Annotated in this window: 27 protein-coding genes and 1 pseudogene; 11 read left to right on the top strand and 17 right to left on the bottom strand. The window is 69.4% G+C overall.

Annotated features, from left to right (window positions below):
* From G3N62_RS24330 to G3N62_RS24315, 4 genes and pseudogenes are all read right to left on the bottom strand, one after another.
* Positions 1–956: pseudogene (locus tag G3N62_RS24330) on the bottom strand (VRR-NUC domain-containing protein); the annotation flags it as partial.
* A gap of 95 nt (positions 957–1,051) precedes the next feature.
* Positions 1,052–1,933, bottom strand: a complete 882-nt coding sequence (locus G3N62_RS24325) for a MipA/OmpV family protein (RefSeq protein ID WP_049028585.1) — start codon at positions 1,931–1,933, stop codon at positions 1,052–1,054.
* Between the two features lie 203 nt (positions 1,934–2,136).
* Complete coding sequence (locus G3N62_RS24320; RefSeq protein ID WP_124669418.1) at positions 2,137–2,448, bottom strand: hypothetical protein; 312 nt, start codon at positions 2,446–2,448, stop codon at positions 2,137–2,139.
* Positions 2,449–2,752: 304 nt separating this feature from the next.
* Positions 2,753–3,052: a hypothetical protein gene (locus G3N62_RS24315; protein ID WP_049028584.1), complete on the bottom strand. Its 300-nt coding sequence runs from the start codon at positions 3,050–3,052 to the stop codon at positions 2,753–2,755.
* 143 nt (positions 3,053–3,195) lie between these two features.
* Between G3N62_RS24315 and G3N62_RS24310 the strand changes: the two genes are divergently transcribed.
* The 3 genes from G3N62_RS24310 to G3N62_RS24300 all read left to right on the top strand — a co-directional run bounded on the left by G3N62_RS24310 (position 3,196) and on the right by G3N62_RS24300 (position 4,748).
* Positions 3,196–3,444, top strand: coding sequence for a hypothetical protein (locus G3N62_RS24310; RefSeq protein ID WP_049028583.1), 249 nt, complete (start codon positions 3,196–3,198; stop codon positions 3,442–3,444).
* Between the two features lie 338 nt (positions 3,445–3,782).
* The gene (locus G3N62_RS24305; protein ID WP_034191673.1) at positions 3,783–4,214 is read left to right on the top strand and encodes a CBS domain-containing protein; all 432 of its coding nucleotides are present in this window, start codon (positions 3,783–3,785) and stop codon (positions 4,212–4,214) included.
* Positions 4,215–4,244: 30 nt separating this feature from the next.
* Positions 4,245–4,748, top strand: a complete 504-nt coding sequence (locus G3N62_RS24300; RefSeq protein WP_124669332.1) for a PRC-barrel domain-containing protein — start codon at positions 4,245–4,247, stop codon at positions 4,746–4,748.
* A 6-nt stretch (positions 4,749–4,754) separates the two neighbouring features.
* Here G3N62_RS24300 and G3N62_RS24295 read toward each other — a convergent pair whose 3' ends face one another.
* Genes G3N62_RS24295 through G3N62_RS24285 form a run of 3 tightly spaced genes read right to left on the bottom strand, consistent with a single transcriptional unit; the run spans position 4,755 to position 7,863 of the window.
* Positions 4,755–5,378 carry a DUF4142 domain-containing protein gene (locus tag G3N62_RS24295; protein WP_124669333.1) on the bottom strand — a complete coding sequence of 208 codons (624 nt, stop codon included), beginning with the start codon at positions 5,376–5,378 and terminating at the stop codon, positions 4,755–4,757.
* A 52-nt stretch (positions 5,379–5,430) separates the two neighbouring features.
* Positions 5,431–5,838 carry a BON domain-containing protein gene (locus G3N62_RS24290; RefSeq protein ID WP_124608349.1) on the bottom strand — a complete coding sequence of 136 codons (408 nt, stop codon included), beginning with the start codon at positions 5,836–5,838 and terminating at the stop codon, positions 5,431–5,433.
* Positions 5,839–5,874: 36 nt separating this feature from the next.
* The gene (locus tag G3N62_RS24285; protein WP_124669334.1) at positions 5,875–7,863 is read right to left on the bottom strand and encodes an ATP-binding protein; all 1,989 of its coding nucleotides are present in this window, start codon (positions 7,861–7,863) and stop codon (positions 5,875–5,877) included.
* Between the two features lie 381 nt (positions 7,864–8,244).
* Here G3N62_RS24285 and G3N62_RS24280 point away from each other — a divergent pair, with 381 nt between their 5' ends.
* Positions 8,245–9,282, top strand: a complete 1,038-nt coding sequence (locus tag G3N62_RS24280; RefSeq protein ID WP_034191405.1) for a sigma-54 dependent transcriptional regulator — start codon at positions 8,245–8,247, stop codon at positions 9,280–9,282.
* 25 nt (positions 9,283–9,307) lie between these two features.
* On the opposite strand, the gene G3N62_RS24275 is transcribed toward G3N62_RS24280, so the two are convergent.
* On the bottom strand, positions 9,308–11,107 hold the full coding sequence (locus G3N62_RS24275) for a methyl-accepting chemotaxis protein (RefSeq protein WP_034191406.1): 1,800 nt from the start codon (positions 11,105–11,107) through the stop codon (positions 9,308–9,310).
* Between the two features lie 245 nt (positions 11,108–11,352).
* Positions 11,353–11,607: a DUF3562 domain-containing protein gene (locus tag G3N62_RS24270; RefSeq protein ID WP_034191407.1), complete on the bottom strand. Its 255-nt coding sequence runs from the start codon at positions 11,605–11,607 to the stop codon at positions 11,353–11,355.
* Between the two features lie 561 nt (positions 11,608–12,168).
* Here G3N62_RS24270 and G3N62_RS24265 point away from each other — a divergent pair.
* Together G3N62_RS24265 and G3N62_RS24260 are read left to right on the top strand one after the other, a co-directional pair.
* On the top strand, positions 12,169–12,603 hold the full coding sequence (locus G3N62_RS24265; RefSeq protein WP_059556518.1) for a hypothetical protein: 435 nt from the start codon (positions 12,169–12,171) through the stop codon (positions 12,601–12,603).
* Positions 12,579–12,764 (top strand): hypothetical protein, encoded by a 186-nt coding sequence (locus G3N62_RS24260; protein ID WP_124669335.1) that lies wholly within the window; start codon positions 12,579–12,581, stop codon positions 12,762–12,764. Before G3N62_RS24265 ends, G3N62_RS24260 begins: the two co-directional genes overlap by 25 nt.
* 390 nt (positions 12,765–13,154) lie before the next feature.
* On the opposite strand, the gene G3N62_RS24255 is transcribed toward G3N62_RS24260, so the two are convergent.
* The 5 genes from G3N62_RS24255 to G3N62_RS24235 all read right to left on the bottom strand — a co-directional run bounded on the left by G3N62_RS24255 (position 13,155) and on the right by G3N62_RS24235 (position 18,618).
* A complete protein-coding gene (locus tag G3N62_RS24255) occupies positions 13,155–14,090 on the bottom strand; it encodes a universal stress protein (RefSeq protein WP_034191675.1) in 936 nt (311 codons plus the stop codon).
* A gap of 208 nt (positions 14,091–14,298) precedes the next feature.
* A complete protein-coding gene (locus G3N62_RS24250) occupies positions 14,299–15,681 on the bottom strand; it encodes an amino acid permease (protein ID WP_124669336.1) in 1,383 nt (460 codons plus the stop codon).
* Between the two features lie 441 nt (positions 15,682–16,122).
* The gene (locus G3N62_RS24245) at positions 16,123–17,148 is read right to left on the bottom strand and encodes a DedA family protein/thiosulfate sulfurtransferase GlpE (RefSeq protein ID WP_034191410.1); all 1,026 of its coding nucleotides are present in this window, start codon (positions 17,146–17,148) and stop codon (positions 16,123–16,125) included.
* Positions 17,149–17,335: 187 nt separating this feature from the next.
* Positions 17,336–17,842, bottom strand: coding sequence for a cupin domain-containing protein (locus tag G3N62_RS24240; RefSeq protein WP_034191411.1), 507 nt, complete (start codon positions 17,840–17,842; stop codon positions 17,336–17,338).
* A gap of 308 nt (positions 17,843–18,150) precedes the next feature.
* Entirely contained in the window at positions 18,151–18,618 is a 468-nt protein-coding gene (locus G3N62_RS24235; protein WP_124669337.1) for a universal stress protein, read from the bottom strand.
* Positions 18,619–18,939: 321 nt separating this feature from the next.
* On the opposite strand from G3N62_RS24235, the gene G3N62_RS24230 reads away from it, so the two are divergent.
* Positions 18,940–21,054: a PAS domain-containing sensor histidine kinase gene (locus tag G3N62_RS24230; RefSeq protein ID WP_124669338.1), complete on the top strand. Its 2,115-nt coding sequence runs from the start codon at positions 18,940–18,942 to the stop codon at positions 21,052–21,054.
* The gene (locus G3N62_RS24225) at positions 21,051–21,698 is read left to right on the top strand and encodes a response regulator transcription factor (protein ID WP_006483707.1); all 648 of its coding nucleotides are present in this window, start codon (positions 21,051–21,053) and stop codon (positions 21,696–21,698) included. Before G3N62_RS24230 ends, G3N62_RS24225 begins: the two co-directional genes overlap by 4 nt.
* A 39-nt stretch (positions 21,699–21,737) precedes the next feature.
* On the opposite strand, the gene G3N62_RS24220 is transcribed toward G3N62_RS24225, so the two are convergent.
* Complete coding sequence (locus tag G3N62_RS24220; protein WP_034191414.1) at positions 21,738–22,142, bottom strand: lysozyme inhibitor LprI family protein; 405 nt, start codon at positions 22,140–22,142, stop codon at positions 21,738–21,740.
* A gap of 325 nt (positions 22,143–22,467) precedes the next feature.
* On the opposite strand from G3N62_RS24220, the gene G3N62_RS24215 reads away from it, so the two are divergent.
* From G3N62_RS24215 to G3N62_RS24205, 3 genes are read left to right on the top strand one after another with little or no spacing between them, the layout of a single operon-like run.
* On the top strand, positions 22,468–23,070 hold the full coding sequence (locus tag G3N62_RS24215; protein ID WP_034191415.1) for a DUF1326 domain-containing protein: 603 nt from the start codon (positions 22,468–22,470) through the stop codon (positions 23,068–23,070).
* Between the two features lie 23 nt (positions 23,071–23,093).
* The gene (locus tag G3N62_RS24210) at positions 23,094–23,882 is read left to right on the top strand and encodes a DUF2182 domain-containing protein (RefSeq protein ID WP_124669339.1); all 789 of its coding nucleotides are present in this window, start codon (positions 23,094–23,096) and stop codon (positions 23,880–23,882) included.
* Between the two features lie 8 nt (positions 23,883–23,890).
* Complete coding sequence (locus G3N62_RS24205) at positions 23,891–24,784, top strand: DMT family transporter (protein ID WP_051701101.1); 894 nt, start codon at positions 23,891–23,893, stop codon at positions 24,782–24,784.
* A gap of 100 nt (positions 24,785–24,884) precedes the next feature.
* On the opposite strand, the gene G3N62_RS24200 is transcribed toward G3N62_RS24205, so the two are convergent.
* The gene (locus G3N62_RS24200; protein WP_124669340.1) at positions 24,885–25,214 is read right to left on the bottom strand and encodes a DUF4148 domain-containing protein; all 330 of its coding nucleotides are present in this window, start codon (positions 25,212–25,214) and stop codon (positions 24,885–24,887) included.
* A gap of 224 nt (positions 25,215–25,438) precedes the next feature.
* Positions 25,439–26,314 carry a PilZ domain-containing protein gene (locus G3N62_RS24195; protein ID WP_124608356.1) on the bottom strand — a complete coding sequence of 292 codons (876 nt, stop codon included), beginning with the start codon at positions 26,312–26,314 and terminating at the stop codon, positions 25,439–25,441.
* Positions 26,315–26,371 lie beyond the last annotated feature (57 nt).

Raw genomic sequence — 26,371 nt, 5'->3', positions numbered from 1 at the left:
TTTCGACCCAGGCGGGATTGGGGTCGCCCGAATGGGCGGGGGGCGACGGGAAGAGGTGCAGCAGGCCGGCCTTGGTCGACACCGCGACCAGCGCGCCGAGCGTGGCCGGGCCACGCGCTGCGCGCATACGCGTCGAGCGCGGCGTCCCAGTCGGCCCGCCGCTCGCAGGTCTGCCCGAGCGCAAACAGCAGTTTCGCGCGACGCGTCGCGAGCCATGGCTGCGCGCAGCCGACCGCATCGATCGCGCGCGTCAGGTCGTCGAACGGCACGTCGTCGGGCCACGCATCGAGCGCGTCGCGGCACGTCTGAAGCGCGAGATACGCGTCGACGTCGCCGCGCTGCTGGAACGCGCGCGACGACGGCGCGATCGGCACGCTTTCGTACTGGAACACGCCGAGATCGGCGAGCACGAACTCGCTCCAGTCCTGATGCAGATTGCCGAAGAACATCAGCCGCAGCCGGTCGCACAATACGCCGACCGTCACGCGCAGCACACGGTCGCCGGCCTGCGCGCACCACGCGTCGAGCGGCTGCGCGGTGTCGTCGTACGTGGCCCGCAGCCGTTCGAGCCATTCGGGCTTGCGCTCGCCCGCATGCGCCGCGAGCGACGGGAAGATGTGCAGCAGGTCGGCCTTGGTCGACAGCGCGAACAGCGCGTCGAGCGTGAGCGCGGGCGCCGGGTCGACCCAGCCGAGCGCGACGAGCGGCGCGGCCGCGTCGAGCGTGCTGCCGATTTCGTCGTACACGAGCTTGCTCGCGCGGAAGTCGGACCCGCTGCGCATCAGCATCCGCACGAGCAGCGCGCGCGACGGCTGCGGCAGCGTCGCGAACTGCCGGACGAACGTGTGCTCGTGCGCGTCGAACAGGTCGTCGTAACGCTCGCCGAGCCAGGCCAGCGCGCGTTCGAAATTGGTCAGGTAGTAAAACGCCGGGGGCGTCGGCGAAGCAGGCGTCACGGAGATCGATCACTGTACGTTTGTACAGGTCGGAATCATATCAAATGTGACGGCCGATGCCGCGTGCGGCATCGGCCCTCCGCGGCCCGGCGCGGTCAGAACTGGTAATTCACCGACATGTCGAACACGCCGTTGGTCGACTGCTGCGTGATCGGGCTGCGCGCCGCGCGGCCGACGAGCTGCTCGAGCGCGCCGTCCATCGTGACGAACCAGTGCTTGTTCACGAACCACACCATCGTCACGCCGACGCCGGCCGACTTGATCCCCGCGCCCGACGAATAGGCCGGCAGCCCGGAGCGCGCGGCGGCGCCCGGGTTCACGCCGAACCAGCTGTTCATGTAGCGCGAGTCGGCGAACGACACGGTCGGCCCCGCGAACCAGAAGAAATTCTCGTTGCTGCCCGGCATCGGCATGTACGCGGAGAAATCGCCGGTCCAGCCGTTCGAGCCGCCGATGCTGCGCCGGACATCCGCACGCAGCACGAGCGGGAAATCCTTCGAGATCACGTAATCGGCCGCCAGTTTCATCACGGGCGCCGCATTGATGTTGTCGAGGCCGTTCAGGTGGCCGAGATCGTCGGCCGAGCGGCGCCCGAGGTCATAGCCGACCGACAGGCTCACGCGCCAGTTCGGCCCGCGCAGCACGTTCGCGCCGAGGCCTTCGCCCGTCGACAGGAAAAACAGGTCGCGGTAGCGGATGTCGACGTTCGGGCCGCCCATCACGCGATAACGATCCGAGCCCGCGTAGCGGGGCTGCAGCGTCATCGCGGCGCCGAGGCTGACCTGCCAGGTCGGAATGTTCGGGTCGAACAGTTTCTGGAGCGGCACGCCCGCCGAGTATTGCCATTCGCCGAGCGGCGAAGGCGTCTGGGCCGACGCGTCGCGGGCGCCGGACGCGGCGAGCGCCGCGAATGCCGAAAGACCGGATACGAACCGGCGGGTGCCGGGTGACAGCAACAGGCGAGCAACTGTGGCCAAGGTGGTCTCCGTCGGTTGCGCGAAACGAACCTGGGGGAAAGCGCATCGCGCGTCGTCGGCGGCACCGGCCGGCAGCGTGCTGCGCGAACGTAGCGTGCGCTGAATTAACGGACATCCTACGCGACACGCGCGCAGACGCAAAGCGCCCGTTGTGCGCGGGCACTTTGCCGGATTCCGGCACGCGCCGGTGTTGGATGGCGGAATCAGAAACGCTCGACGTGATAGTCGCCGGCCAGCGTGGCCGGGCTGCGCGACGACATCATTCGCGAGAAGCCGTCGGCGAGCCGGCCGAGCGCCAGCTGTTTCTGGCTGGCGTCCCAGTGCGTATAAGCGTCGTACGCGGCATCGTCGAACGACACGGTGACGGCGGCCGGGCGGCCGCTGGCGCGAAAGCCGATCTGCAGCACGCCGCCCGGCAGTTCCTCGATGTGATAGCGCAGCGAACGCGATTCGAAATAGCGGCCCAGCACCTGAGCGATCGCGCGCTTGTCGGGTGATTGCACGTGAATGTCCATGACGGTCCTCCTTTTCAGTGTTCGCGCGGCCGGTTGTGGCGCCCCGCTTCCGCCCGGCATCCGCATCGGCGGCGGGTTCGACGGCGGGTCGCCCTGCGGCAGCCCGTCGGGCACGGGCGGGTCGACCGGATCATCGGGTCCGGGCGGTACCGGATGCGGGTCGACGTCGGGGGTCGTCGGTTCGGGGCGGTGCAGCGTGGATGGCGTCTTCATGTTTCTCCTGCGCGACGGCGCGCGCCTCTCGATGGCGCCGCGAGCGCGCGCAAGCGGCGTGCCCGCTCTTACCCGTCATGCATGCGGCCGCTCAGTCGTCATAGGCCGCCATCACCAGCCACATCATGCGCCCCTCCGCGTTCAGCCGAACCGCGAGCGCGAACGGATCGGACGGCGCGCAATGCGCGACGAGCGCCCGCTGCGCACGCTCGGGGCCGTCGTAGACGGTGTCGTTCAGTTCGCGTACCTCGTCCTTGCCGTCGAACATCCGCCGCTCGGGCCGATAGACCAGCGATTCGCGCTTCCACGCGGCGAATCGCGCGCGCACGCTGGCGAAATCGCCGCCGCAGACGTTCGCGTCGTAACGTATCCTTTCCCTGGTTGCATTCATCACGATGTCCTCTTGTCCATGCGGACGGCCCGCGGTTCATGTCCCGCGTGCACGTCCGGATTCCCCGGCGCGCAAGCGTCGTGCCGTCGGCCCGTCGCGGGCACGGCGCTTGCGCGTGCATCCATGACCAAGGAGGTTCGACCATGACCGCTTACGCCACCGGGCGCCGCGACGCCGTGTCACCGGCTGCCGGACCGTTCCGTCTCGCCCCGTCGCGCCCACCGTCCGAAGACAAGACGGAGGAACGCATCGACGAAGGGCTCGAGGAGACGTTTCCGGCCAGCGATCCGCCCGCCGTCGGCGGCGCGACCCGTATCGACCCCGCCAAGCCGTCCGGCAAGCACGAACGTCGCGCGCCGCACGACCCTTCCCCGCCCCGCGATCACGGCTGACGGCGGCACCCGGCTCGCGATGCGCACCGCCGCATCGGCGGGCCGGACCCATTCGGAGCAATCTGATGAAACACCTTGAACGCAGATGGCATGAGATCAGCGGCGCCGCCGGCGTCGCCGCGCTGGCCGCCATCGAGAGCGCAGTGGTGCTGGCCATCGTCGTCATGACGGGCGTCGGCCACTGACGTGTCGCGCCGCCCGTCGCGGCAGCCGCCGTGGAAGATGTACAAGCGGGCTGGCAAATTTCTCCGTTGCGCGGCCGTCGAGGCCCGGCGCATGCGCAGTGCGCGCGGCACGGCATCTGCTCCCGTTTCGTCCTGCTCACGAAGGAGGCGTTCATGTATCGCGTCAACGAGATCATGTCGCGCGACGTGGTGTGCGTCGCACCGACCGACACGATTCGCCATGCAGCCGAACTGATGCAGCGCTTCGATATCGGCGTGCTGCCCGTTTGCGACGGCACCGAACTCGTCGCGATCGTCACGGACCGCGACCTGGCGGTGCGCGGGCTGTCGCACGGCCATGCGCCCGATACGCCGGTGCTGGCCGTCGCATCCGCGCCCGTGCAGTGGTGTGTCGAGGACGACGGCGTCGGCGACGTTCAGCAACGGATGGCCGACGTGCAACTGCATCGCTTGCCGGTGCTCGACCGCGACCGCCGGGTGGTCGGCATCGTGTCGCTCGGCGACATCGCGACACGCGCGGGCGGCCCCGAACGCGACGAGCTGGCCAATACGCTCGAGGACGTGTCGCTGCCGCGCCGGCGCTGACCGCCCGCGGCTTCGACCAGGAGAAGATCGATGACTATGGACAGAGCGTCGCGCGGCGACACGCGCATCGTGGGCGGCGATCGCCGCCCGACCGGCCGCGGGCCGGGGCCTGACGTGATGGCCGCCCGGACACTCGCGGGCGATCGCGTGCTGACGATGGAAGGCGACGACATCGGCCAGGTGGCGAACATCATGCTCGACGTGCGAGCCGGCCGCGTCGCCTACGCGGTCGTCGCGTCGGGCGGCATGCGCGGGCTCGGCGGCAAGCTGCTCGCGGTGCCGTGGAGCATGCTGGTGCTCGACGTCGAGCGCACATGCTTCGTGCTGCCGGTCGCGACCGAACTCGTGCGCGACGCGCCCGGCTTCGACCCGGACTGCTGGCCCGCGATGGCCGATCCGGACTGGGCCGGGGCGCTGCATGCGTACTACGGCAGTGCGCCGTACTGGCTGATCGAGGAAGGCGAAACGGCGCTCGACTCGCCGCCGCACGAGGCGTCGCCGGACGGTCCCGAGGACGCCAAGCGGCGCCGTTGATGCCGGTCAGTGCGCGGCCGCGACGGTCCGCGCGAGTTGCCGCGCGGCGGCCAGATGCTCGTTCAGCGTCGCCAGCGTGCCGGCCGCGAACGCGCGAAGCTGCGGATCACGGCCGTTCCTCGCTTCGGCTTCGTACAGCCGGATCGCCTCCTCATGCGCTCGCGGGCCCGCCAGCGCGACATATGCGGTGTCGAACGCATGGCCCTCCTTCGTCCGCAACGCCGTCACCGCCGGATCGACCAGCATCCGCGCCTGTACCGGTACGCCCTTTTGCACGCCGAGCTGCCGCAATTCGCCGGCGATGCGGGCGTGATCGTCGATCATCCGGCGCGCGAACGCCTTCACGGCGGGATTCGACGCACGGTCGAGCGCGAGCTGGCTGGCTTGCCGTACGACCTTGTCGAGCATGCCTGCCTTGTCGACGAACTCGGCATCGATGCCGGTGGGCCGCTGCGTCATGCCGGCCTCGTCGGCGGTCGTGCCGGGACGAACGACGCCCGGCGCGACCTGTATCGACGACGCGGGCGGCGTCTGCGCGTGCGAATACGCCAGCGCCAGTACGCCGACGGCGGCAGCCAGCGCGAGGGTCACCCGCGGGCGACCGTGCCGTTTTCTCGGGCTCCTGGTCATCCTGACCTCCGTGTGCCGCGACGGAGCGGGCCGGCGCTGCCCGCGCGTCACGTTACTTCCGGCGGATCTGCAGCTTGTCGCTCACCCCGCGTACGCCATCGACGTCACGCGCCACGCGGATCGCGGTCGCGCGCTGCCGTTCGTCGGGCACGCTGCCCGACAGTTCGGCGACACGATGACGAACCTGGACGTCGATGTCGCCGGACGCCAATCCGCGTTCGGCGACGAGCGCGGCCCTGACGCGGGACGCGAGCGTCGCATCGCGGATCTGGCCGCCGACGGCCGACGCCTGGCTCGCGAGCTTCGCACCGACGCTCTCGTCGGCCGCTGCATGACGGGGTGTCGCGATCCATGCACACGACAGCATCAGCAGGCTCGCGATCGACACGACCGGCCGCATGCGCCGCCGCGCCTGCTTGCTGCCCGCGCCGTTGCACCGCCTGGTTTCCGTTGCATCCATCGATGCCTCCCTCGTTCCGTTGTCGCCGGGCGGCGCTCAGCCGCGCCGTTTCCCGCGCTGCGCATCGTCCGGCGCGACGTCGACGATCACGCTCGCGAGCGTCGGCATGTCGACCGGCTTGCACAGATACGCATCGAAGCCGGCGGCCAGCACACGGTGGCGGTCGGCCTTGCCGGCGTGCGCGGTGACCGCGACGACCGGCAAGTGCCCGCTGCCGCCCGGCAAATGGCGAATCCGGTCGAGCAACCAGAAACCGTCGCCGTCCGGCATCGCAAGATCCGACAGTACGACGCTCGGCGGATGCTGCGCCACCGCGTCGAGCGCGTCGTGCCCCGACTGCGCGGTCGACACCTGCGCGCCCATCGTTTCGAGCGCCGCGGCGAGGCTCGCGCGCGAGGTGGCATCGTCGTCGACGACGAGCACGCGCTGGCCGTCGAGCGCAACCGAGTCGGGCCCGCCTGCGCGGCGCGCCCGATTCTCGGCCGGGTCGTCGGCGTCCCAGCCGGCCGGCAGCGTGACCGTCACGGTCATCCCGCGTCCGGGGCCGGCGCTCGTCGCGACCACGTCGCCGCCGTGCAGCTGCGCGATGTTGCGCACGATCGACAGGCCGAGCCCGAGGCCGCGCTTCGGCGACGCGAACGCGCCTTCGGGGCGGCTGAAGGTCTCGAACAGATGCGGCAGGTATTCCGGTGCGATCCCTTGGCCCGTATCGGCGACCGACAGCCGCACGCGTTCGCCCGCACGCGTCAGCGATACGGTGACGCGGCCGCCCGCCGGCGTGAACTTGATCGCGTTCGACAACAGGTTCGACAGCACCTGGCGCACGCGCTCGCCATCGGCCGGAATCACGCAGGCGGGCATCGTGTACGCCGCCGACAGTTCGAGGCCGTTCGCCTGCGCGGTTGCAGCGAGCTCGCGCGTTGCATCGCGCACGACGCGCACGAGATCGACCGGCACGCGTTCGAGACGCAGCCGGCCCGTCGCGAGCGACGACGCGTCGAGCAGGTCGCCGACCATGTGCGACAGCGACCGCGCGCTGCGGTCGATCGCGTCGATCGCCTGCTCCGCGAGCCCATGCCCGTCCACGTTGCGCAGCACCTCGACCCATCCGTAGATCACGTTCAGCGGTGTGCGCAGCTCGTGCGACACCGTGGCGAGCAATTCATCCTTCAACCGGTTCGCGGTGTCGGCCTGCGCACGCGCGTCGCGGGCGCCGCGCAACGAGCGCAGGTCGCGCCGCTCGCCGCGGCGGCGTTCGCGCGCCTCACGCAGCGTCATCGACAGGCCCGTGCAGTTGCCCTGCGCATCGACGATCGGCGACGCGGCGAAGGTCGCGCGAAAACGGCCGCCGTCGCGCCGCACGCACAGCACGTCGAGCGGCCCGACCGGCGCATGCAGGTTCGCGAACGTCGCGGGCACCGGATGCCGCCGCAGCCAGCGCGGCGTGATCATCTCGGCGACGTCGCGCCCGCTTGCCTGCGCCGCGTCGAGCCCGAAGAGCCGGCGCGCGGCCGGGTTCCAGCTCGTGATCCGGCGCGTGGTGTCGACGCCGACGATCGCATCGGGCGACGCGTCGACCACCCGGCGCAAGAGGCTGTCGTTGGGATCGCGTGCGAGCGGCGCTGGCTCGCGATGCAGCGGGCGCGCTTCGGTGTTCGCGTCGTCATCGTCGTCGACTGCGTGCAGGCGATCGTTCGCGATCAGCGGCTTCACCGCCGCCACCAGCACGCACTCGACGAAGCTGATCGCGACGAACGCGCCGGCCTGCGCGAGCAGCGTGGCCAGCGGCGCATCGCGCCACCACAGCGTGCCCATCACGGCCACGCTCGCGACGGCCGCGGCAAGGCCGCCACCGAACGACGTCAGCCATGCGGCAGCCGCAACCCCCGCATAAAAAGGCAGCGGCGCAAATGGCGCGTGCCCGCCGACGGCGTGAATCGCCCACGCCTGCAGCGCGGACGCCAGCCCGACGGCCAGCACGACCCATGCACCCTGCCGCAACAGCTCATGGGTCAGGGTCTTCATTGCATCCTTGCCTCGCGCCGGTTCCCATCGTGCGGCGTCGTACCGTTCGGCCATCCGAGATGCCGTCGAGCGTGCCGGGCGGGCCCGGAGACATCCGCAAGCCATGTGCCCGGGACGGGCGTGACGCGGCGATCCGGCGAGGATGGCGGGACGGTGCATGAGCGCAGGCGGTCCGGCGCCGATGCAGGCTGGCCGCTGCTTCGGCCGAAAGCGGTCGCGACCGCCTTTTTTCATCGGCTTTCTGTAAAAAGGCGCGAGTCCGACCCTCGATCGAGCTGCCTTTCCCGGTGAGCCCGGACACCGATGGGCGAATTCTTCCGTCCCCGTCGCGGACATTGGAAATTACTATTCCGCGGCACCTTCGCGGCCGTTTCGCTGTCGATGATAAATATTGCAATGAACGGAACGCGTGATGCCGAATTTCAAAACGGCCCGCCTATGCCGATGAATGAAACCGCAAACCGGTCGAAGCAGCGCGCAGACGGCCGCCGGCTGTCCGGCCGGTCCTCCGCGATGCGCACGCTGCTCGGCCGCATCGAGAAAATCGCGCCGACCCGCGCCAGCGTGATGATTGCCGGCGAAAGCGGGGTCGGCAAGGACATCGTCGCGCGCCGGCTGCACGATCTGAGCGCGCGGCGCGACGGTCCGTTCGTGCCCGTGAATTGCGGCGCGATTCCACCCGATATCGCCGAATCGCAATTGTTCGGGCACGAGAAAGGCAGTTTCACGGGCGCGATCGCGCAGCGGGAGGGCTTTTTCGAGGCCGCGCGCGGCGGCACGCTGCTGCTCGACGAGATCGCCGAGATGCCCGCGGCGCTGCAGGTGAAGCTGCTGCGGGCGATCGAATCGAACGTGATCGTGCGGGTGGGCGGCACCGAGCCGATTCCGCTCGACGTGCGCATCGTGTCGGCCACGCGCCACAACCCGGCCGACGCCGTGCGCGACGGCCGGCTGCGCGAGGACCTGTTCTACCGGCTCGCCGCGTTCGCGCTGTACGTACCGCCGCTGCGCCAGCGCGACGGCGACGTCGAGACGATCGCGCAGGAATTCGTCGACACGCTGAATGCGCGGCACCGCTCGCACAAGCGGCTGACCGACGCGGCGATCGCGGCACTTCGCGCATACTCGTGGCCCGGCAACGTGCGCGAGCTGCACAACACGATCGAGCGTGCGTACATCCTGTCGGACGACGGCATCGACGTGACGCTGCCGAAGCAGCCGATGCCGCCCGACCGCACGTCGGAGGGCGCGATGGCGCTGCCGCTCGGCGCGACGCTGCACCATGCGCAGCAACGCTTCATCGCCGCCACGCTGCGCCACTTCGACGGCAACAAGCCGCGCGCGGCCAAGGCGCTCGGCATCAGCCTGAAAACGCTCTACAACCGGCTCGCGCTGATGCGCGACGGCGGCTGCTCCTGAACACGGCGGCGCTTTCCGGCCGCGGTTACGCGACCTTGAACCGCCCGACCGTCGTCGCCAGCGCATTCGCCTGCGACTGCAGCGCGGTCGCCGCGGCGGTCGACTGTTCGACGAGCGCCGCGTTCTGCTGGACCATTTCATCGAGCTGCGTGACCGCGCGGTTCACTTCCTGGATGCCGCGCGTCTGCTCGTTCGCGGCATGCGTGATCTCGGAGATGATGGTCGTCACGTTCGACACGTTGGACACGATCTCGCGCATCGTGTCGCCGGCCTGGCGCACCTGCCCGGAGCCGGCCGACACGCTCGCGACCGTCGATTCGACCAGCACCTTCACTTCGCGCGCGGCCTGCGCGCTGCGTTGCGCAAGGCTGCGCACTTCCTGCGCGACGACCGCGAAGCCGCGGCCTTGCTCGCCCGCACGCGCCGCTTCGACGGCCGCGTTCAATGCGAGGATGTTGGTCTGGAACGCGATGCCGTCGATCACGCCGATGATGTCGCCGATCCGGCCGGACGCTTCCTCGATCTTCTCCATTGTCGCGACGACGTCCGACACGACCACGCCGCCGTGCGACGCGATCCGCGAGGCCGCCGCCGCGCGCTCGTCGGCCTGGCCGGCGGCGGCCGCCGACTGGCCGACGGTCGCGGTGATCTCTTCCATCGACGCAGCCGTCTCCTCGAGGCTTGCCGCGGCCGATTCGGTCCGCGACGACAGGTCCTGGTTGCCCGCCGCGATCTCGTTCGCGGCCGTGCGCACCGATTCGCTTGCGTCGCGGATCTCGCGCATCACGTCGTTCAGCTTGTCGACGAAGCTGTTGAACGACCGCGCGATGTCGGCGACTTCGTCGCGGCCTTCGGCCGGCAGGCGCTGCGTCAGGTCGCCGGCACCCGAGCCGATCGCGGCCATCGCCTGGCGGACCTGCGACAGGCGGCGGAACGCGGTCGCGGTGATCGCGCCGATGATCAGCGACGCGACGCCGACGATCACGACCAGCGTGATCAGCGACGCGGTCAGCAGCGAGCGCATGCCGGCCGTCGCCTCAGCCTTGTCGAGCAGCACCAGCGCATACCAGTCGGTGCCCGGCACGGGGCGCGCACGCACCAGCTTCGCGTCGCCGCCGACGCTCACCTCGACGGGGGCCGTCGCGGCCGCGATCGTCGCCGCGCCCGTCGCGCCGAGTTCCGGCGACACGTCGGCGACCGGCTTCAGCGTGAGCTTCGGGTCCGGATGCGCGACGACGTGGCCGCTGCTGTCGACCAGCATCCCGAAGCTCGCGGGCGTCGGGCGGATCGACTTCACGTTGGCGATCACGCTGTCCATCGCGACGTCCGCGGCAACGACGCCCTTCAGCGCGCCGTCACGCAGGATCGGCACCGCGAACGTGACGACGAGGTTGCCGGTGCCGGCATCGACGTAAGGCGGCGTGACGACCGGCTTGCCGGCTTGCGCGGCCTGCTTGTACCACGGGCGGCCGGTCGGATCGTAGTCGGGCGGGATGCCGGTCGGGTCGGAGAAGCGGAACGCCTTGTCGGCATAGCCAGCGTAGACGTTCGTGAAGCCGCCGGCCGTGGCCATCTGCTTGAACACCGGCAGCGGATCGGGCGCGAGCGCCGCATCCTGCAGCGACGCGATCATCCGGCTCCGGGTCGCGACCCAGTCGGCGATCCCGACCACGTGGCCGCTCGCGACGGAGGTCAGGTTGCGGTCGATCGCGTCGTCGTTGTACGAGCGCGCGATGAAGTAGTTGATCAGTGTGCTGGCGACGAGCGCGAATACGACAATGGCGACGCACGCGGCAAGGATGCGGGCGCGGATGGACGAAAACATGGCAACGACTCGGTAAGGGAGCGCGAACGCCCGGTGGACGAATTCACCGGGTAAACGGCAATCGCGCCACTTACTTGAGGCCGTTGTGACAATTCAATGAAATGGATGGCGAAAGAGGTGGGCAGCTGTCAGCGGATCGTCAGGTTGCGCGCTGCGAAACCGAGGCGGCGGGCCCCGCTTGAAAGCGGTCGAGCGCGATTCGGCCGCGGCCGGCGACGGTCCGTGTCAGCCGCGGCAATCGCCTGTCACAGGCGGACGCTCGGGCGCGGATCGGCTTCCGCCGGCGCCGCGCGGGCCTGCGTGTCGGCGTCGAAATCGTCCCGCTGCCGCATCCGTTCGCGCAGGTTCCGGATCGCGAACACGTGGATGTAGTCGTGCACGCGTGCGCCGGACGACAACACACGCACCTCATCGTCGAGCATCGCACGCAACTGATCCGCGCCGATCGCACGCTGCTCGGCGATTTCCTTCAGTGAATCGAGCAAATTGTCCCTGGACATCGACAGACTCCTGACAGTCGAGGAATAAAGAAACGACGGTACTGGAAGCTTAGACACGGGTCGGCCGCGCGGCGTGCGATGCGCCGGCGCGTGTTTGCGCGCGATCAACGGCACGTTGCGTGCCGCCGTGCCGATCCGTTCCCGAACCGGCCGCGCTTGATTTGCGGCGCAAACGGCCCGCGAACGAGACTGGACGTGCTGCCACGCCACCCCGGGGCGCGGCACCGGCGACCGGCGGGCGATGGTCCCCCGCTCGACGCAGATGCACGGGAGACCATAGACCGGCAGAAAACCTGAGTCAAGCGACGCCCGCCCCCCGGTTCATTCGTCGGAACGAATGAGCCGGATCGACGGCCGGCGGACGAACGGCCAATTGGCCGCGATGCGTGTCAGCGGATTCCGATACGCGCCGCGCAATACCTGACAACGACTTCAGCGCGCGCCGCTTGGCAGCCTGCTGCCGCCACACGATACTGATGCCATGAACAACGCGTTCATGCCGGATCATCGCCCAGCCAGCCATCGAGCGAGGCACGCGGGGCCTGGCGCAGGAGACCAACCATGGCACATCGCAACTTCCCGGGCCGGGACGGCCAGCGGCGCGCGTCGGGCAACGCGCGCGCCCTGCCCGCCCGGACCGTATCGGCCGGCAACCGTCCGTCCGACGATCTCGACACCTTGCTCGCGCTCGCTCGCGAAGCCGGACTGCTCGTCACGCTCGACGGGCAGATCGGCCGCGAAAAGTACCAGAGCGTCGCGGGGTCGATCCTCGCGCTGCAGCGGTTCGCCGCGGCGCTCGGCGCGCGACAGGCGGGCGACGCGCCGGACGAATCGGAGCCGCGCCGCAAGGCTCGCCCCGGCTGGCCGCATGCGAACCGGCTGCGCAGCCGCGCGTGCAACGCATGCGGGCCGATGCACGTCGTGCACCCGCGCTCGCACGTGCGACGCGGCGTCGTCCGCCGGCACGACCTGTGCTCGATTCTTCGGACCACCTGAACACGCCTGCAGTCGATGCACGGCACGCGGCCGTGCGATGGCTGCGCGCCGCGACACTTCCGCCGGGCCTGCTGCCGCCGCATGAATGCGGCGGCGCCGCGCCCGGCTCGACCTTCGCCGCGATCGGCGTCGACATCGCGCGCCCATACGTGCCGTTCTGAACGGCCGCATGCAAACAATACCTGCGGGGAAAGTGATCCGACGGGGCCAGCCAGGCGGAAAGCGGACGGGGTGCGTGCACCCCGTCCGTCCTCCAAGGCAGCCGCGGGCTGCCTACCCTCGTGCCAGAGAGTTCTCGGTCGGATGACACGCCATGCAGTCGATGGCGCGGCTCCGGAAATGGTTGCGGCGATTTGAACGCGCCGTCGAGCGCGGCCGGCCGGATCGGCGATTTCGATGCTTGTCATGCAGGCATGGCTGTCGTCGCCCATGCACGAAAGACCATCGTCGCGGCCGGTTGTTCCATTACTGTCTCACGCGAAGCGCATGCCGTTTCTGATGCAGGTCAATCGATATCGGCTTCGTGCAAGATGTCGCATCGTTCTTGCCATTCACGCGGCGCCCCGCACGAGCAACACGGGCACCTGGGCAAGATGCGCGACACGGCGTGCGACGCTGCCGATCAGCCAGGCGGCAATGCCGCGCCGGCCATGCGTGCCGATCACCAGCAGCTCCGCTCGCCAGTGCACGGCATCGCGCATCAGTGCATGCGCCACGTCGTCGCTGGTCGGACGCGTTTCGACGATGCCGCGCTTGGTCGGATTCCCGGTCGCATGAAACAGCGGCGCGACTTTCGCGAGCGCCTCCTCGCCCTCCGCACGGTACGCATCCTCGAGCGCACGCACCGGCACGATATCGGTCAGACGAATCGCGCGATCGATCACGTAGGCGGCGTACAACAACGTCGTCGGTGCCGCGAAGCCGAGCCCGACGCGCACCGCGTGCAGCGACGGCTCGCTGCCGTCGACCGCGAACATCAGCCGTTGCAGCTCACCCTCCGACGGCCGGGCGTAGGCAGCCGGTACGATCAGCAGCGCACAGCGCGCACGCTTCGACAGCGTGTCCGACATCGCGCCCTCGACGAGCCGCAGCAGCCCGTGGTGCGGATTCGCACCGACCACCAGCGCGTCCGCCTGCCACGCCGACGTGTCGTTCACCAGCGCATCGGCGACCGTGCCGCCCGTGACCGATGTATCGATGACGGCCTGCTCGACCTCGATGCCGCTGTCGGCAAACAGCGCCGCGATCCGCGCGTTGATGGCGTTCGCTTCGCCGATCATCTCCTCGCGCGCGGAGGTCAGCAACGCGTCGATGCGCGGGATGTCCGGCAGGACGAGCCGCGGGTTGTCGATCACGCAGACGATGCGCAATCGCATGCCGGGACGCAGCAGCGTGTGCACGTAGCGTGCGGCGGACAGCGATTCGGGCGTGGGATCGACGGCCAGCGCGATCCGCGCGAGCGTCGGGATGGACTGGGCAGGCTGCATGGCGAAGGCCTCCGTGCGTGCGCGTCGTCGCGGAACGACGACGGGAGCCTCGCGCGGCAGCGGCGCGCGGCGGCCGGGTGGACGCCGCGGTCGCGGGGATCGGCGGATAGCCACGCGAAGCGCGGACAAGCGATTCGTTCAGCATAGGTCGTCCCGCCCGCCGGTGCATGATCGCGATCAACGATCGCGCGGCTCCCTGCCCCGGCGCTTACGGCTTCGTCGGTATCGAGGCGGCCGGACGGTTCGCGTAGAACAGCGCATACGCGATGCCGAGCAGCACGATCCACACGGGCCCGATCACGAGCGCGACGCGTGTATCGGGCGTCAACGCCATCAGCAAGACGACCAGCACGAGAAAACCGAGCGCGACGAATGAACCGAGCGGATAGAACGGCACGCGGATCGGCAGGCGCGCGATCTTGTCGGCCGACAGCGTGCGGCGAAAGCGCATCTGCGCGATCAGGATCACGCACCACGTCCAGATCGCGCCGAACGTCGACACCGACGTGAGCCACGTGAACACGTGTTGCGGCGCGAGATAGTTGAGCAGCACGCCGATCAGCAGCAGCGCGACCGACACGATCACGCCGTACACCGGCACGCCGTTGCGGTTCACGCGGCCGAGCATGGCCGGCGCCTGCCCCTGCTGCGCGAGGTTGTAGAGCATCCGCGCGGTGCTGAACAGGCCGCTGTTGCACGACGACAGCGCCGCGGTCAGCACGACGAAGTTGATGATGCCGGCGGCCGCCGGAATGCCGAGCCGCGAGAACGTCATCACGAACGGGCTGCCCTGCGTGCCGATCTGGTCCCACGGATACAGCGACATGATCACGAACAGCGCGCCGATGTAGAAAATCAGCACGCGCCAGAACACCGAGTTGACGGCTTTGGTCAGCGACTTTTCCGGGTTGCGCGCTTCGCCGGCCGTGAGGCCGAGCATCTCGACGCCCAGATACGCGAACATCACGATAGGCAGCGCGGCGATCACGCCGTTGATCCCGTTCGGCATGAAGCCGCCGTGCGACCACAGGTTCGAGATGCCGGTCGCGACCCCGCCGTTGCCGATGCCGAACGCGATCATCAGCCCGCCGCCGATGATCATCAGTACGATCGTGACGATCTTGATCAGCGCGAACCAGAACTCGAATTCGCCGTACAGCTTGACCGCGATGAAGTTCACCGAGCCCATCGCCATGAGCGCCGCGAGCGCCCAGATCCAGTTCGGCACGCCGGGGAACCACATGTGCATGTAGACGCCGACCGCCGTGATTTCCGCCATGCAGGTGACGATCCACACGAACCAGTAGGTCCAGCCGGTCAGGTAGCCGGCGAGCGGTCCCAGGTAGTCGCGCGCGTAACGGCTGAACGCGCCGGCGACCGGATTGGTGATCGCCATTTCGCCGAGTGCGCGCATGATCAGGAAGATCGCGATGCCGCCCAGCAGATAGGTCAGCAGAATGGCCGGGCCGGCCGTGCGGATCGCGGTGGCCGAGCCCAGGAACAGGCCGACGCCGATCGTCGCGCCGAGCGCCATCAGGTTGATGTGCCGCTCCTCCAGCCCGCGGTGCAACTGGTCTTCTGGTTGTTTCAAGTCCGTCTCCTGGCAGCCGCGAGCGGGCCGCCGTCATTGTGTCGATGTCAATGCGCGACCATTCATGCCTATTTCGGCAACCGAAAACGAAATAATCTCCGCCGTCATTTTCCGAATGAGAAACGACGCGGATACTGCGTCAATCCGATGGGAATCGCCGCGGATTATCCGTATGCTCCGGAGCAATCCGGAAAACGGATCGGGCCTTTCACGGAATACGCCCGTGTGGCCCGTCTGACGCGGCTGTGCGCGTGGCGGGCGACGACGGGATCAATCGCTTTCGGCGTGAACGGACACGCGTCGAATGTGCGCGATCATGCGCACGCAATATGCAAGCGGGATTATAGGGAGGATCGGAGGTTTCGCGCCAGCCGATTTTCGTAAAAATCGCGGCGCGTGAAATCGGTGGTCGGATTTGAATACGCGCGCACGGCACGCGCATTATTTCGATAACGTCGCCCGCACCGTATATTCGCCTTCGAGCGCACCGTGATCCGGCCGCACGAAGTACCGCGACGAATCCAGATCGGCCGGCAGCGGCTCGACCGGATAACCATGCTTTTCCCACGCATCGAGGCCGCCCTTCAGCGCCCGGATGTTGTGGATCATCTTCTTGCGCTGCATCTTCGCGATCAGACGCTTGGCCGTGGCCTCGTTCGGACACACGCAATAGACGACGATCGGCCGTTTCAGCATTTCCGGGTCGAGCAGGTCCGGCGAATCGAGATCGACCGGCACCGCGCCGGCGATCCGGTACGGCTCGCGCTCGCGGATCGCCTTCGGCCGCGCGTCGAAGATCAGCGGCGGCTCGTCCGACGTCATCATCTCGACGAGCTGCGGCGGCGAGATGCGCACCTGCGCGAGATAGCGGCGGAACTGCACGCGGCGCACCCAGCGGTACAGCAGGAACGTGATGAAGATGGCGAGGAACGCATCGAGGATCGTGCCGCCGCTCGCGCGCACCCACAGCACGAACTGGACGATCTGGTCGTGAATGGCCGCGCCGCCGACCAGCCAGAACGCGGCCCACAGCGATGCACCGGCCAGATCCCAGAACAGGAACACGCCGACGCCGATCGCGGTCGTGCCGAGCAGCGGTGCCGATACGAGGCCGAGGCCGGGCAGGAATTTCGACAGCACCAGCAGCGGCGCACCGTATCTTTCGAATACGTTACGGGCAAAGCGCAGCGTCGTGTCGAGCGACAGCGAGAAGCGCACGAGGCCGTTCAGCAGGCGCCGGCCGCGCGTACGGCCCATGAAGAACCACATCGAATCGGCCAGCATCGTCGCGCCGATCGCCGCCGCGAACATGCTGGCCCAGGACGCCTGCCCCATCGCCGCCATCGTCCCGCCGAGAATCAGCATCGGCACGGCCGGCACCGGCACGCCGAGCTGCGTGATCAACACGCTCGCGAACACGGCCCACGGGCCGAGCGACGATGGAATAGCGATGGGAAAGTGCCACACGGCGGCGCTCCTGGAAAGCATGCGGGCCGCGCGACGGGGGCCGTCGGTACGGCAGTGCAACGGCCACCGCGGCACGTCCGCAGCCGACCGCGTGCATCACCGGCATTCTAAACGGGTTTGGCCGCGCTCGCGCGGAACACGCACCGTCGGCACGGGCTTCGCGCCGATGGTTGCACAACCGTGACGGTCACACGTCGGCGCGCGGCGCGAGCCGGGCGACGTGTTCCGCGTAATCGGGAAACGCGGCCGCCAGCGCGGCCGCGTCGGCCAGCTCGAATTCCGCAAACTCGAACCCGGGCGCCACCGTGCAGCCGACGAGCGCGACGTGCTCGGGCGACGCGCAGCGCGCGCCGAACCAGCGCCCGGCCGGCACGACCGCCTGGAACACCGTGCCCGGATGCGTGAGCGGGTTGCCGAGCCGATGAATCGTCAGCCCGTCGCGCGCGTCGAGCACCCACACTTCGATCGGGTCGCCCGCGTAGAAATGCCAGACTTCGTCGGAGCGGATCCGGTGCCACGACGAATACGCGCCGTCGCACAGCAGGTAGTAGATCGCGGTCGACGCGGCGCGTGGCGCACCGTCGGCCGGCCGCACGACCGAATCGGTCGCGCGGTAGGTTTCGCGGAAATAGCCGCCTTCGGGATGCGGCTGCAGGTCGAACTGGCGAATCAGGTCGGGGGCGGAGATCGGCATGGCAGATGACGTCGGTAAGGTAGGTAACCGGTATCCGGCGGCCGGCCCGGTTCATCGCCCGTGCGACCGGTTCCAGCCGGATACCCCTGCGTCGATCGCCGCGGCCATGCGCGCGGCGAACGAGCGGACTCCGGTCGATGCTGCCAGAACTGCATGTCGGGATGCAACCGTGCGCGTGCAATCGCGGACATTCGGGTGCGCGCGATGCGCCGCCAAGGACGTCGTGCGTTTCAGCGGACAGACTGCCGGTGCACGCGCGCTGCCGCGTTCCGTTCGCGGCAGCCCATGCAGTTGCGCCGGACCGCGTGCTACGCCGCCGGCGTACCGGGCTCGTCGTGCCGCACCAGCAGCACGGGCCGGTCGGCCGCGCGCAGCAGCGATTCCGCGACGCTGCCGAGCAGCAGCCGGCGCAGGCCGTGCCGGCCGCTCGTGCCCATCACGATCAGGTCCGCGTCGGCTTCGGCCGCCGTGCGCATCAGCACGGTGGCGACATCCTCGCCGTACGCATCGAGCGCACGCACGGAGCCGGCCACACGCTGCTGCGCGAGCGCCGCTTTCGCGTCGTCGAGCACCGGCGTCACGGCATCGGTCGCGGCCGCATCGCCGTCGTGCTCGGCCGCGAAGCCCGCGTCGACGTCGACGAGTTGAGGCCGGTGCTCGACGACATACGCGCAGGTGACTTCACCGCCGGACGCCGCCGCGATCCGGATCGCCTCGTTCAGCGCGAGACGCGCGCTCGGGCTGCCGTCGAGCCCGACGAAAATCCGCTTGTACATGGTCCGTCCCTCCGACCGGGCACGCGTCGCGCATCGCGCCGCGGCGGCCCGTTATCGCCAGCCGGCCCGGTGCCGGCTGGCCTGCCGAACAGTCTGCCCCACGTGCCGACGCGCCACTTGACGCGCGTCAAGCGCGGCCGGCGGACTCGCTGCTTCACGCCGCCTGCCGCAATTTCAGGTGACCCTATTACAAAAAATGCGTAAACCGCGCACAATTTCATCTCGAAAACAGACGCTACACGCAACCGGTGCGAGTTTTCCCCGGTTTTGCTGCGCTGCCCGAGTGCCCCGGGCAGCCCGAACAACAGTCATGGCCATTGAATGACCGCCAGTGGAACCCCGACGCGTGACGCCCGAGGGCCCACGCGCCTCCCGACCATGTTACGCCAGCCGCTCGCGGCTGGCGTCGTTGCGCTGTGCGCCGGCGCCCTGCTGTCGCTGTGCGTCGCGCTGCTGGTGCGCGAGCAGTGGCAAGGCGCGGTGCATGCGCGCTTCGACCGCCGCACGACGCACGTGAGCGCGATGCTGCGCCACGAGCTGCAGACCGGTGTCGCCGTGCTCGAAGGCGCGCGCGGCGCGTTCGGTCTCGTCCCGGGCATGACGCCCGAGCAATGGCGCCGGTACGCGGAGACGCTCGATCTCGACAGCGCCCGCTCGCCGGTCCGGCAGATCGGCTATGCGCCGCTGACGCCCGCCGCCCGCGGCGCCCTCGCCGGCGCGAAGCCGTTGCCGGCCGGCCCGCTCGCGGCCGCGGCGCTCAGCGCGCCCGCCTCGAACTCGCCGGTCGTCCGCTTCGGCGCATCCGACGCGGCGCCGCTCACACGCGCGCTGCAGAGCGGCGACATCGCGCTCGGCGTCCACCCGGTCGACGACGATACCTCCCGCGACGCCCGCACGCTGACGCTGTTCCTGCCCGTGACCACCTCGCCGCATGCGGCCGTCACGCCGTCCGGCACGCGCGAAGCCGGCGTCGACGGGGTGCTGTTCGCGGCGCTGAGCCCGCGGCGCCTGGTCGAGCGCGCGCTCGACGCGGAACGCGGAATCGACCTGCGGATGACGGCCGGCGGCGATCCGCGCGCGATCGCCAGCGTCGAGTCGACGACCGACGAAGCGTCGGCATCGCCCGACCTGATGCGGCGCACCGACGTGCTGAATTTCGGCGGCACCGCGCTGTCGCTCGCCTATTCCGCGGACGGCCGCCCGAGCGCGACCGGCGCGCAGCGCGCGGCCGGCACCGTGCTCGCCGCGGGGCTGATCGCGTCGTTCGCGTTCGCGGCGCTCGTCCATGCGCTGCTGCGCGGCCGCGCCGGCGCGGCCGCCGATGCCGGCGCGAGCAGCCGCGGCATCCTCAACGAGGCGCGGATGATGGGCATCATCCGTTCGTCGATGGAAGCAATCATCACGATCGACGAGAAGCAGACGGTCGTGATCTTCAATCCGATGGCCGAGCAGGTGTTCGGCGTGTCCGCGATGGAGGCGATCGGCGCGCCGCTGTCGCGCTTCATCCCCGAGCGGTTCCGCGCCGCGCACGCGAAGCACGTCGACCAGTTCGGCGTGACGGGCGTCTCCGAGCGGCAGATGGGCCGCCAGCGCGTGCTGTTCGGGCTGCGCGCGAACGGCGAGGAATTCCCGATCGAGGCGTCGATCTCGCAGATCCGCGACGCGTCGGGCAAGCTCTATACCGTGATGCTGCGCGACATCACCGAGCGGCTGCGCGCCGAGAACGCGCTGAAGCAGTCGCGCGAGGAATTGCGCGAGCTGTCGGCGAACCTGCAAAACGTGCGCGAAGAAGAAAAGACGCGGATCGCACGCGAACTGCACGACGACCTCGGCCAGCAGCTCACCGCGCTGAAAATGGACTTGTCGGTCGTCGAGCAGCAATTGCGGATGCCCGGCCGCGCGCAGCCCGACGCGGGCGTGCAGACGCACCTGCAGGGCATGCGGCGGCTGATCGACGCGACGGTCGCGTCGGTGCGGCGCATCGCGGCCGACCTGCGCCCGGTGATGCTCGACGATCTCGGCCTCGTGCCCGCGATCGAATGGCTCGCGAACGATTTCACGAACCGCTACGGAATCGATGTCGAACGCCACATCGAAACGGGCGGCCTCACGTTCACCAGCGCGGGCGCGACCACGCTGTTCCGCATCGTCCAGGAAGCGCTGACGAACGTCGCGCGTCATGCGGACGCGACACGCGTCGCGCTGCGGCTCGACATCGAGGAAGGCTTCTGCGTGCTGCGCGTCGCGGACAACGGCCGCGGCGCGGCCCACGGCGCGCCGGCCCACGAGGACAAGTCGTTCGGCCTGATCGGGATTCGCGAACGCGCACACATGCTCGGCGGCACCGTGACGATCGACACCGCGCTCGCGCGCGGCTTCTCGATTACCGTCGCATTTCCGCTCAGTACCGTTCAACAGGAAACGCTCATCACATGATCAAGGTGCTCATCGCCGACGACCATACGCTCGTACGCGACGGTCTGCGGCACATCCTCCAGAACGCCACCGGATTCGAGGTGGCCGGCGAGGCTTGCGACGGCCCGTCGACGATCGCGCTCGTGCGCGCGACGCCCGCGCAGGTGCTCGTGCTCGACCTGTCGATGCCGGGCCGCAACGGCGTCGAGCTGATCAAGCAGATCAAGGACGAGAAACCCGCGCTGCGCGTGCTCGTGCTGACGATGCACGCGGAGCAGCAATACGCGGTGCGTGCGTTCCGTGCGGGTGCGTCGGGTTATCTGACGAAGGAAAGCGCGAGCGCCGAGCTGGTCGGCGCGGTCACGAAGGTGGCGTCGGGCGGCGTCTACGTGAGCCTCGCGATGGCCGAGCAGTTCGCGCAGAGCCTGAACGAGCCGGCCGAGACGCTGCCGCACCAGCGGCTGTCCGATCGCGAATTCGACGTGTTCCGGCGGATCGCCGCCGGCCAGACGCTGACCGAGATCGCGAACGCGCTGTGCGTGAGCGCGAAGACCGTCAGCACCTACAAGACGCGAATCCTGGAAAAGATGCAGATGCCGCACGAAGCGGCGCTGGTGCGGTACGCGATGCGGCACAAGCTGCTCGACGAGACGGACGACGTCTAGCCGGCGTATCGCGGGCCCGGCCGGGCCCGCGCCTGCCCTTTACTTGCCGGGCACCGGGCACGCGAGATCGCCTTCCTCGCAGGACAGATAACCCTTCAGCGTTTCGGTACGCACTTTCGTCAGATCGTCGAGGCAGGTCGATACGACCATCGGATACGCGCTGCCGCCCTCCGCGTTCGCGCTGGAGAAACCGCATTCGGCATCGCGGTAGGCAATCCACGCGCGCTGCGCGTTCACGAGCTTGTCGGCGAGCGGCCGCGCATCGCGCAGGCGCGCGGTGACGGCCTGGTAGGTCCGGTTCAGCTCGCCGTCGGATTTCCTGTATGCGCGATCGGCACATGCCGTCATCGCCGCCTGATCCGCCGCGTCCGCACAATTCGCCTGTGCATGGGCGACGTTCGCCAGCAGCGCCAGCGAGCACAACAGACCGGTCAAGACACGCATGGATGCTCCTTGTTGTTCGTTGAAATGCGGAACCCGGTGCCGGGCCGGTTGCCCTGCCGCGCCTCGGCGCGCGGCGACACCGTCCGCGATGCTAGCGCACGCGCAGACGCTTGTCAGCCGGCGCCTTGCATATCGGCCCCGCACGCCTACACTGGAACATCGATACGCCGTTTCAGGCCGCGCTATCGCATCCATCCCGTCTTCGCTTCCGCCGCATTCCTCAGCGCATTTCGCGTTCGCGACGCCGAGCGGTCGTGACGTTTCGTCAGCCGGTTTCCTCCGCCCAGCACAACGCGCAAGCGCCGTCGCTCCCCTGGAGGAAATCATGAGCTATCACCTGGAAGGCCGTCTGCTCGAGGTCTGCAACTGTCGCGTACTCTGCCCGTGCTGGATCGGCGAGGATCCGGATTTCGGTGTCTGCGACACTATCGTCGCGTGGCACGTCGACAAGGGCACCGTCGACGGCGTCGACGTCGGCGGCAACACGATCGCCGCGGTGTGCCGCGTGCCGGGCAACATCCTGCAAGGCAACTGGACGGCCGCGATCTACGTGAGCGACACCGCATCCGACGCGCAGGAGCAGGCGCTCCTCAAGGTCTATACGGGCCAGGCCGGCGGCCCGATCGCCGAGCTCGCGAAACTGATCGGCAAGGTCGTGTCGGTCGAACGCGCGCCGATCACGTTCGATGTCGTCGGCGCTCGCGGCACGCTGTCGATCGGCACCGACTACCACGCGGAACTCGAACCGTATCTCGGGCCGAGCGGCGCGCAGACGACGCTGGCCGATACCGTGTTCTCGACGGTGCCCGGCGCCCCCGTGTTCGTCGGCAAGGCGCCCGTCTACCGGTCGAAGAACGCGGCGATCGGCATCGACGTCGATCTGAAGAATCACAACGCGCTGCAGAGCACGTTCCAGTTCGACGCATGAATCGCGGCCGCACGTAACCGACCATGGCCGCGCGGCTGCACCGGCGACTGTTTCCGTTCGTGCTCGCGAGTCTCGTCGGGTTCGCGTGGGTCACGCTGTGGGCGTGGACGCGCAGCCCGTACGGGCGCTATCTCGAGCACGGCGAGAACGCGTCGTCGTTGCCGTTCAGCACGCTGTGCCGCGCGCTGCCGGGCGGCGCGCTGTGGCTGCCGGCCGCGTTCGACGCGGCCGCCTGGACGCTGATGATCCTCGCGATGATGCTGCCGACGACGCTGACGCTGTTCGACACGTTCTCACGCGTCGTGGCGGGGCGCCCCGACCGCGCGCGGCTGCTCGCACTCGTCGGCCTCGGCTACGTCGCGGCATGGAGCGGCTTCGGTCTCGTCGCGCATGGCCTGCACGCGCTGCTGCTGGCGGGCGTCGCGCACGTGCCGGCGCTGGCGTGGCGCGGCTGGCTGATCGGCGCGGCCGTCCTTACGCTGGCCGGCGCGTTTCAGTTCAGCGGATTGAAGGCGCGCTGTCTCGAACGTTGCCGCACGCCGCTCGGTTTCGTGATCGGCCACTGGCGCGGACGCTCGCCGTTGCGGCACGCGTTCGCGCTGGGCGCCAGTCACGGCCTGTTCTGCGTCGGCTGCTGCTGGGCGCTGATGCTGCTGATGTTCGTCGTCGGTGCGGGCAGTCTCGGCTGGATGCTGTCGCTCGCCGCGCTGATGGCCCTCGAAAAGAACGCCGTGTGGGGACGGCAACTCACCGCGCCGCTCGGTGCCGCGCTGTTCGGCGCGGCCGTGCTGATCGTCGCCGGTCACGCGTGAGGCCCGCGATGCGCCCGCCCGCCTCCGCACTCGCGTCGCACGTGCGGCCGGGCGCACGCGCCGCCGTGCTGACGTCGGTCGCGATGCTTGCGTTCGCATCGAACTCGCTGCTGTGCCGGCTTGCGCTGCAGGCCGGCCGGATCGACGCGGCCAGCTTCGGCACCGTGCGCCTCGTGTCAGGCGCGCTGATGCTCGCGCTCGTCGCACGCGCGGGGGCGCGGCGGGCCGCCCAGCCGGCGGACTGGCCTGCGGCGGCGATGCTGTTCGCGTATGTCGCATGCTTCTCGTTCGCGTACCTGACCGTCAGCGCCGCCACCGGCGCGCTGATCCTGTTCGGCGCGGTGCAACTGACGATGTTCGCGGCCGGCTGGCGCGCCGGCGAACGGTTTGCTCCCGCAGGCTGGGCCGGATTCGGCGCGGCGCTGGCCGGGTTGCTGTATCTGGTCTCGCCGGGGCTCGCCGCGCCGACGCCGGGCGGCGCCGCACTGATGACGGTCGCCGGCATTGCATGGGGCATCTATTCGATACGCGGCCGTCGGACCGCCGATCCGGTCGCGGCGACCGCCGGCAATTTCATGCGGGCCGCGCCGCTGGCACTCGCGTTGAGCGCCGCGCTCGCCGGCCGCCTTCACCTGACACCGGCCGGCATCGCGCTCGCCGTGCTGTCCGGCGCGCTGACTTCGGGCATCGGCTACGTGATCTGGTACGCCGCGCTGCGGCACCTGACCGCGATGCGCGCCGCGGCGGTCCAGTTGTCGGTGCCGCCGATCGCCGCGTGCGGCGCCGTGCTGTTCTTGTCGGAGCAGCCGACCTGGCGTCTCGCGCTCGCGTCGGCCGCGATCCTCGGCGGTGTCGCCGCCGTGCTCGCGAGCCGTGCCCGCCATGCGGGCGCCGGGTCGTGATGCCGATCGGCCGCCCAAATGCAAAACCCGCGCACGGCGGACACCGTGCGCGGGTTCAGCGGAAGCGGCCAGTCCGGCACCCTCGCGGGCGCCTGCCGGCTTAGTGGCCGAAGTACACCGACGAGCGATCGGAGGCGGCCGGCACGACCACGCGCTGGCCCGACTGCGACGTGGCGGCGGCATTCGCGCCGTAGCCCGTTGCGTCGGCTTGCGCGCCGGTGTTTTGCGCTGCGGCGATCTTCGCTTGCGCGGCCTGGATGTTTTCCGGGTAGTTCATCCAGTCGTTCGGGTTGTAGCCGGCCTTTTCGAGCTGGACCAGCTCGGCGCGCACTTGCGCGCGCGTCAGCGGCTGCTGGTTCGATTGGGCGAACGAGACGACCGGTGCGGCCACGAGGGCGGCCAGTGCAACTGCCTTGATCAGCGATTTCATGATGCGTTACCTCCAGGATTGTTTTGTCAGGCGCTTCGGACTCGGGGTCGTTGCGCATGAGTAGAAGTCTAGGAGTCGCGGCTATCAGGGTAAATACTTAAATCGCAAATTCACTGTTGACGGAAACCGTACAATCTCGCGGGAATAAGCCGATTCATCAGATGATTATCGGCGTTCGCGCACCGAATACCTCGATGCGCTATCCGCCGTGCGCCGGCCGCCCGTCAGCGCAGGCGATCGGTATCCGCCGACGCCATCAGCCGGTCGAACAGCAGCGCCTTCAGGCGGACCCGGTCGCCGTCGGCGGGTTCGCCGAACGCCGTGTGATGCAGCGTCAGCGCCGGCGTCGCCGGATCGGCATGGACGGCGCGCACCGTGCCGTCGAGCGCCAGCAGTTCGACCCGGTCGGCGGCGGCATACGGGAGCAGCACGCGCAACGGCTCGCCGGTTGCGGCGATCGTCCGGTCGACGGCAATCGACAGCCCGTTCAGGCTGATGTCGCGCACCATCCCGATGCCTTCCGCAGGGTCCGCTCCGCCCGCGCAGCAGGCCGCGATCCGCACCGGCACGCGCGGCTCCGCGCGCGTGCGCAGCCGGTCGACGAAGCCGGGAGGCGACAGGATCATGAACGGCGCGGCCCCCGACGCCTGCACCGCCTCGATCGTCGCACCGAAACGGGACACCGCGGCACGGCCGATCGCGACCGCCTCGATGTCGTCGCCGCGCGCGAATTCCAGCACGGCCGCCGGCTGCGGCTCGACGAACAGCGCGCCCGATGCGGCGACGCCGATCAGCCGGCAGCGCTGCAACGCGCGTGTCGTGCCGACCCGGCGGCGGATGCCGATCGCGGCACCCGCCGACAGTCCCATGCGCGTGGCCGGCGGCATCGCGGCCTGCGCGCGCGGATCGGCGTCGGCGTCGTCGCGACGGCGCATGGGCCGGAAATGGTCGAACAGGAAAGCGTGCTGCGCGGCATCGCGCAGTGTCGTGCCGGCCGGCAGCAGTGCGGCGCCGTCGGCATCGTAGAGATCGAAGCCGAGCGGAACGCCGGCGCAAAGATCGTCGCGCGCGAGTGCGACGTAGTCGGGGGAAAGCCGCATCGGAGAGGCGCGGAGCGACCGCGCGAGCTGTCGTGACAACTTGATTACGAGATCGGG

It is taken from the genome of Burkholderia sp. Tr-20355 (assembly GCF_017104685.1).
GTDB lineage: Bacteria > Pseudomonadota > Gammaproteobacteria > Burkholderiales > Burkholderiaceae > Burkholderia > Burkholderia seminalis.
Note: the sequence above shows the minus strand (reverse complement) of the source record. Positions and strands in the feature narration are given on the sequence as shown.

What these genes read in the sequence shown, in the direction of transcription:
- G3N62_RS24290 (WP_124608349.1), bottom strand. Translation starts at nt 5,838, where the DNA reads ATGGATGCAACGGAAACCAGGCGGTGCAACGGCGCGGGCAGCAAGCAG.
- G3N62_RS24295 (WP_124669333.1), bottom strand. Translation starts at nt 5,378, where the DNA reads ATGACCAGGAGCCCGAGAAAACGGCACGGTCGCCCGCGGGTGACCCTC.
- G3N62_RS24310 (WP_049028583.1), top strand. Translation starts at nt 3,196, where the DNA reads ATGACCGCTTACGCCACCGGGCGCCGCGACGCCGTGTCACCGGCTGCC.
- G3N62_RS24285 (WP_124669334.1), bottom strand. Translation starts at nt 7,863, where the DNA reads ATGAAGACCCTGACCCATGAGCTGTTGCGGCAGGGTGCATGGGTCGTG.
- G3N62_RS24195 (WP_124608356.1), bottom strand. Translation starts at nt 26,314, where the DNA reads ATGCGGCTTTCCCCCGACTACGTCGCACTCGCGCGCGACGATCTTTGC.
- G3N62_RS24275 (WP_034191406.1), bottom strand. Translation starts at nt 11,107, where the DNA reads ATGTTTTCGTCCATCCGCGCCCGCATCCTTGCCGCGTGCGTCGCCATT.
- G3N62_RS24205 (WP_051701101.1), top strand. Translation starts at nt 23,891, where the DNA reads ATGCGCCCGCCCGCCTCCGCACTCGCGTCGCACGTGCGGCCGGGCGCA.
- G3N62_RS24255 (WP_034191675.1), bottom strand. Translation starts at nt 14,090, where the DNA reads ATGCAGCCTGCCCAGTCCATCCCGACGCTCGCGCGGATCGCGCTGGCC.
- G3N62_RS24305 (WP_034191673.1), top strand. Translation starts at nt 3,783, where the DNA reads ATGTATCGCGTCAACGAGATCATGTCGCGCGACGTGGTGTGCGTCGCA.
- G3N62_RS24280 (WP_034191405.1), top strand. Translation starts at nt 8,245, where the DNA reads ATGATAAATATTGCAATGAACGGAACGCGTGATGCCGAATTTCAAAAC.
- G3N62_RS24215 (WP_034191415.1), top strand. Translation starts at nt 22,468, where the DNA reads ATGAGCTATCACCTGGAAGGCCGTCTGCTCGAGGTCTGCAACTGTCGC.
- G3N62_RS24230 (WP_124669338.1), top strand. Translation starts at nt 18,940, where the DNA reads ATGACCGCCAGTGGAACCCCGACGCGTGACGCCCGAGGGCCCACGCGC.
- G3N62_RS24220 (WP_034191414.1), bottom strand. Translation starts at nt 22,142, where the DNA reads ATGCGTGTCTTGACCGGTCTGTTGTGCTCGCTGGCGCTGCTGGCGAAC.
- G3N62_RS24240 (WP_034191411.1), bottom strand. Translation starts at nt 17,842, where the DNA reads ATGCCGATCTCCGCCCCCGACCTGATTCGCCAGTTCGACCTGCAGCCG.
- G3N62_RS24315 (WP_049028584.1), bottom strand. Translation starts at nt 3,052, where the DNA reads ATGAATGCAACCAGGGAAAGGATACGTTACGACGCGAACGTCTGCGGC.
- G3N62_RS24200 (WP_124669340.1), bottom strand. Translation starts at nt 25,214, where the DNA reads ATGAAATCGCTGATCAAGGCAGTTGCACTGGCCGCCCTCGTGGCCGCA.
- G3N62_RS24210 (WP_124669339.1), top strand. Translation starts at nt 23,094, where the DNA reads ATGGCCGCGCGGCTGCACCGGCGACTGTTTCCGTTCGTGCTCGCGAGT.
- G3N62_RS24265 (WP_059556518.1), top strand. Translation starts at nt 12,169, where the DNA reads ATGGCACATCGCAACTTCCCGGGCCGGGACGGCCAGCGGCGCGCGTCG.
- G3N62_RS24300 (WP_124669332.1), top strand. Translation starts at nt 4,245, where the DNA reads ATGACTATGGACAGAGCGTCGCGCGGCGACACGCGCATCGTGGGCGGC.
- G3N62_RS24270 (WP_034191407.1), bottom strand. Translation starts at nt 11,607, where the DNA reads ATGTCCAGGGACAATTTGCTCGATTCACTGAAGGAAATCGCCGAGCAG.
- G3N62_RS24320 (WP_124669418.1), bottom strand. Translation starts at nt 2,448, where the DNA reads ATGGACATTCACGTGCAATCACCCGACAAGCGCGCGATCGCTCAGGTG.
- G3N62_RS24225 (WP_006483707.1), top strand. Translation starts at nt 21,051, where the DNA reads ATGATCAAGGTGCTCATCGCCGACGACCATACGCTCGTACGCGACGGT.
- G3N62_RS24235 (WP_124669337.1), bottom strand. Translation starts at nt 18,618, where the DNA reads ATGTACAAGCGGATTTTCGTCGGGCTCGACGGCAGCCCGAGCGCGCGT.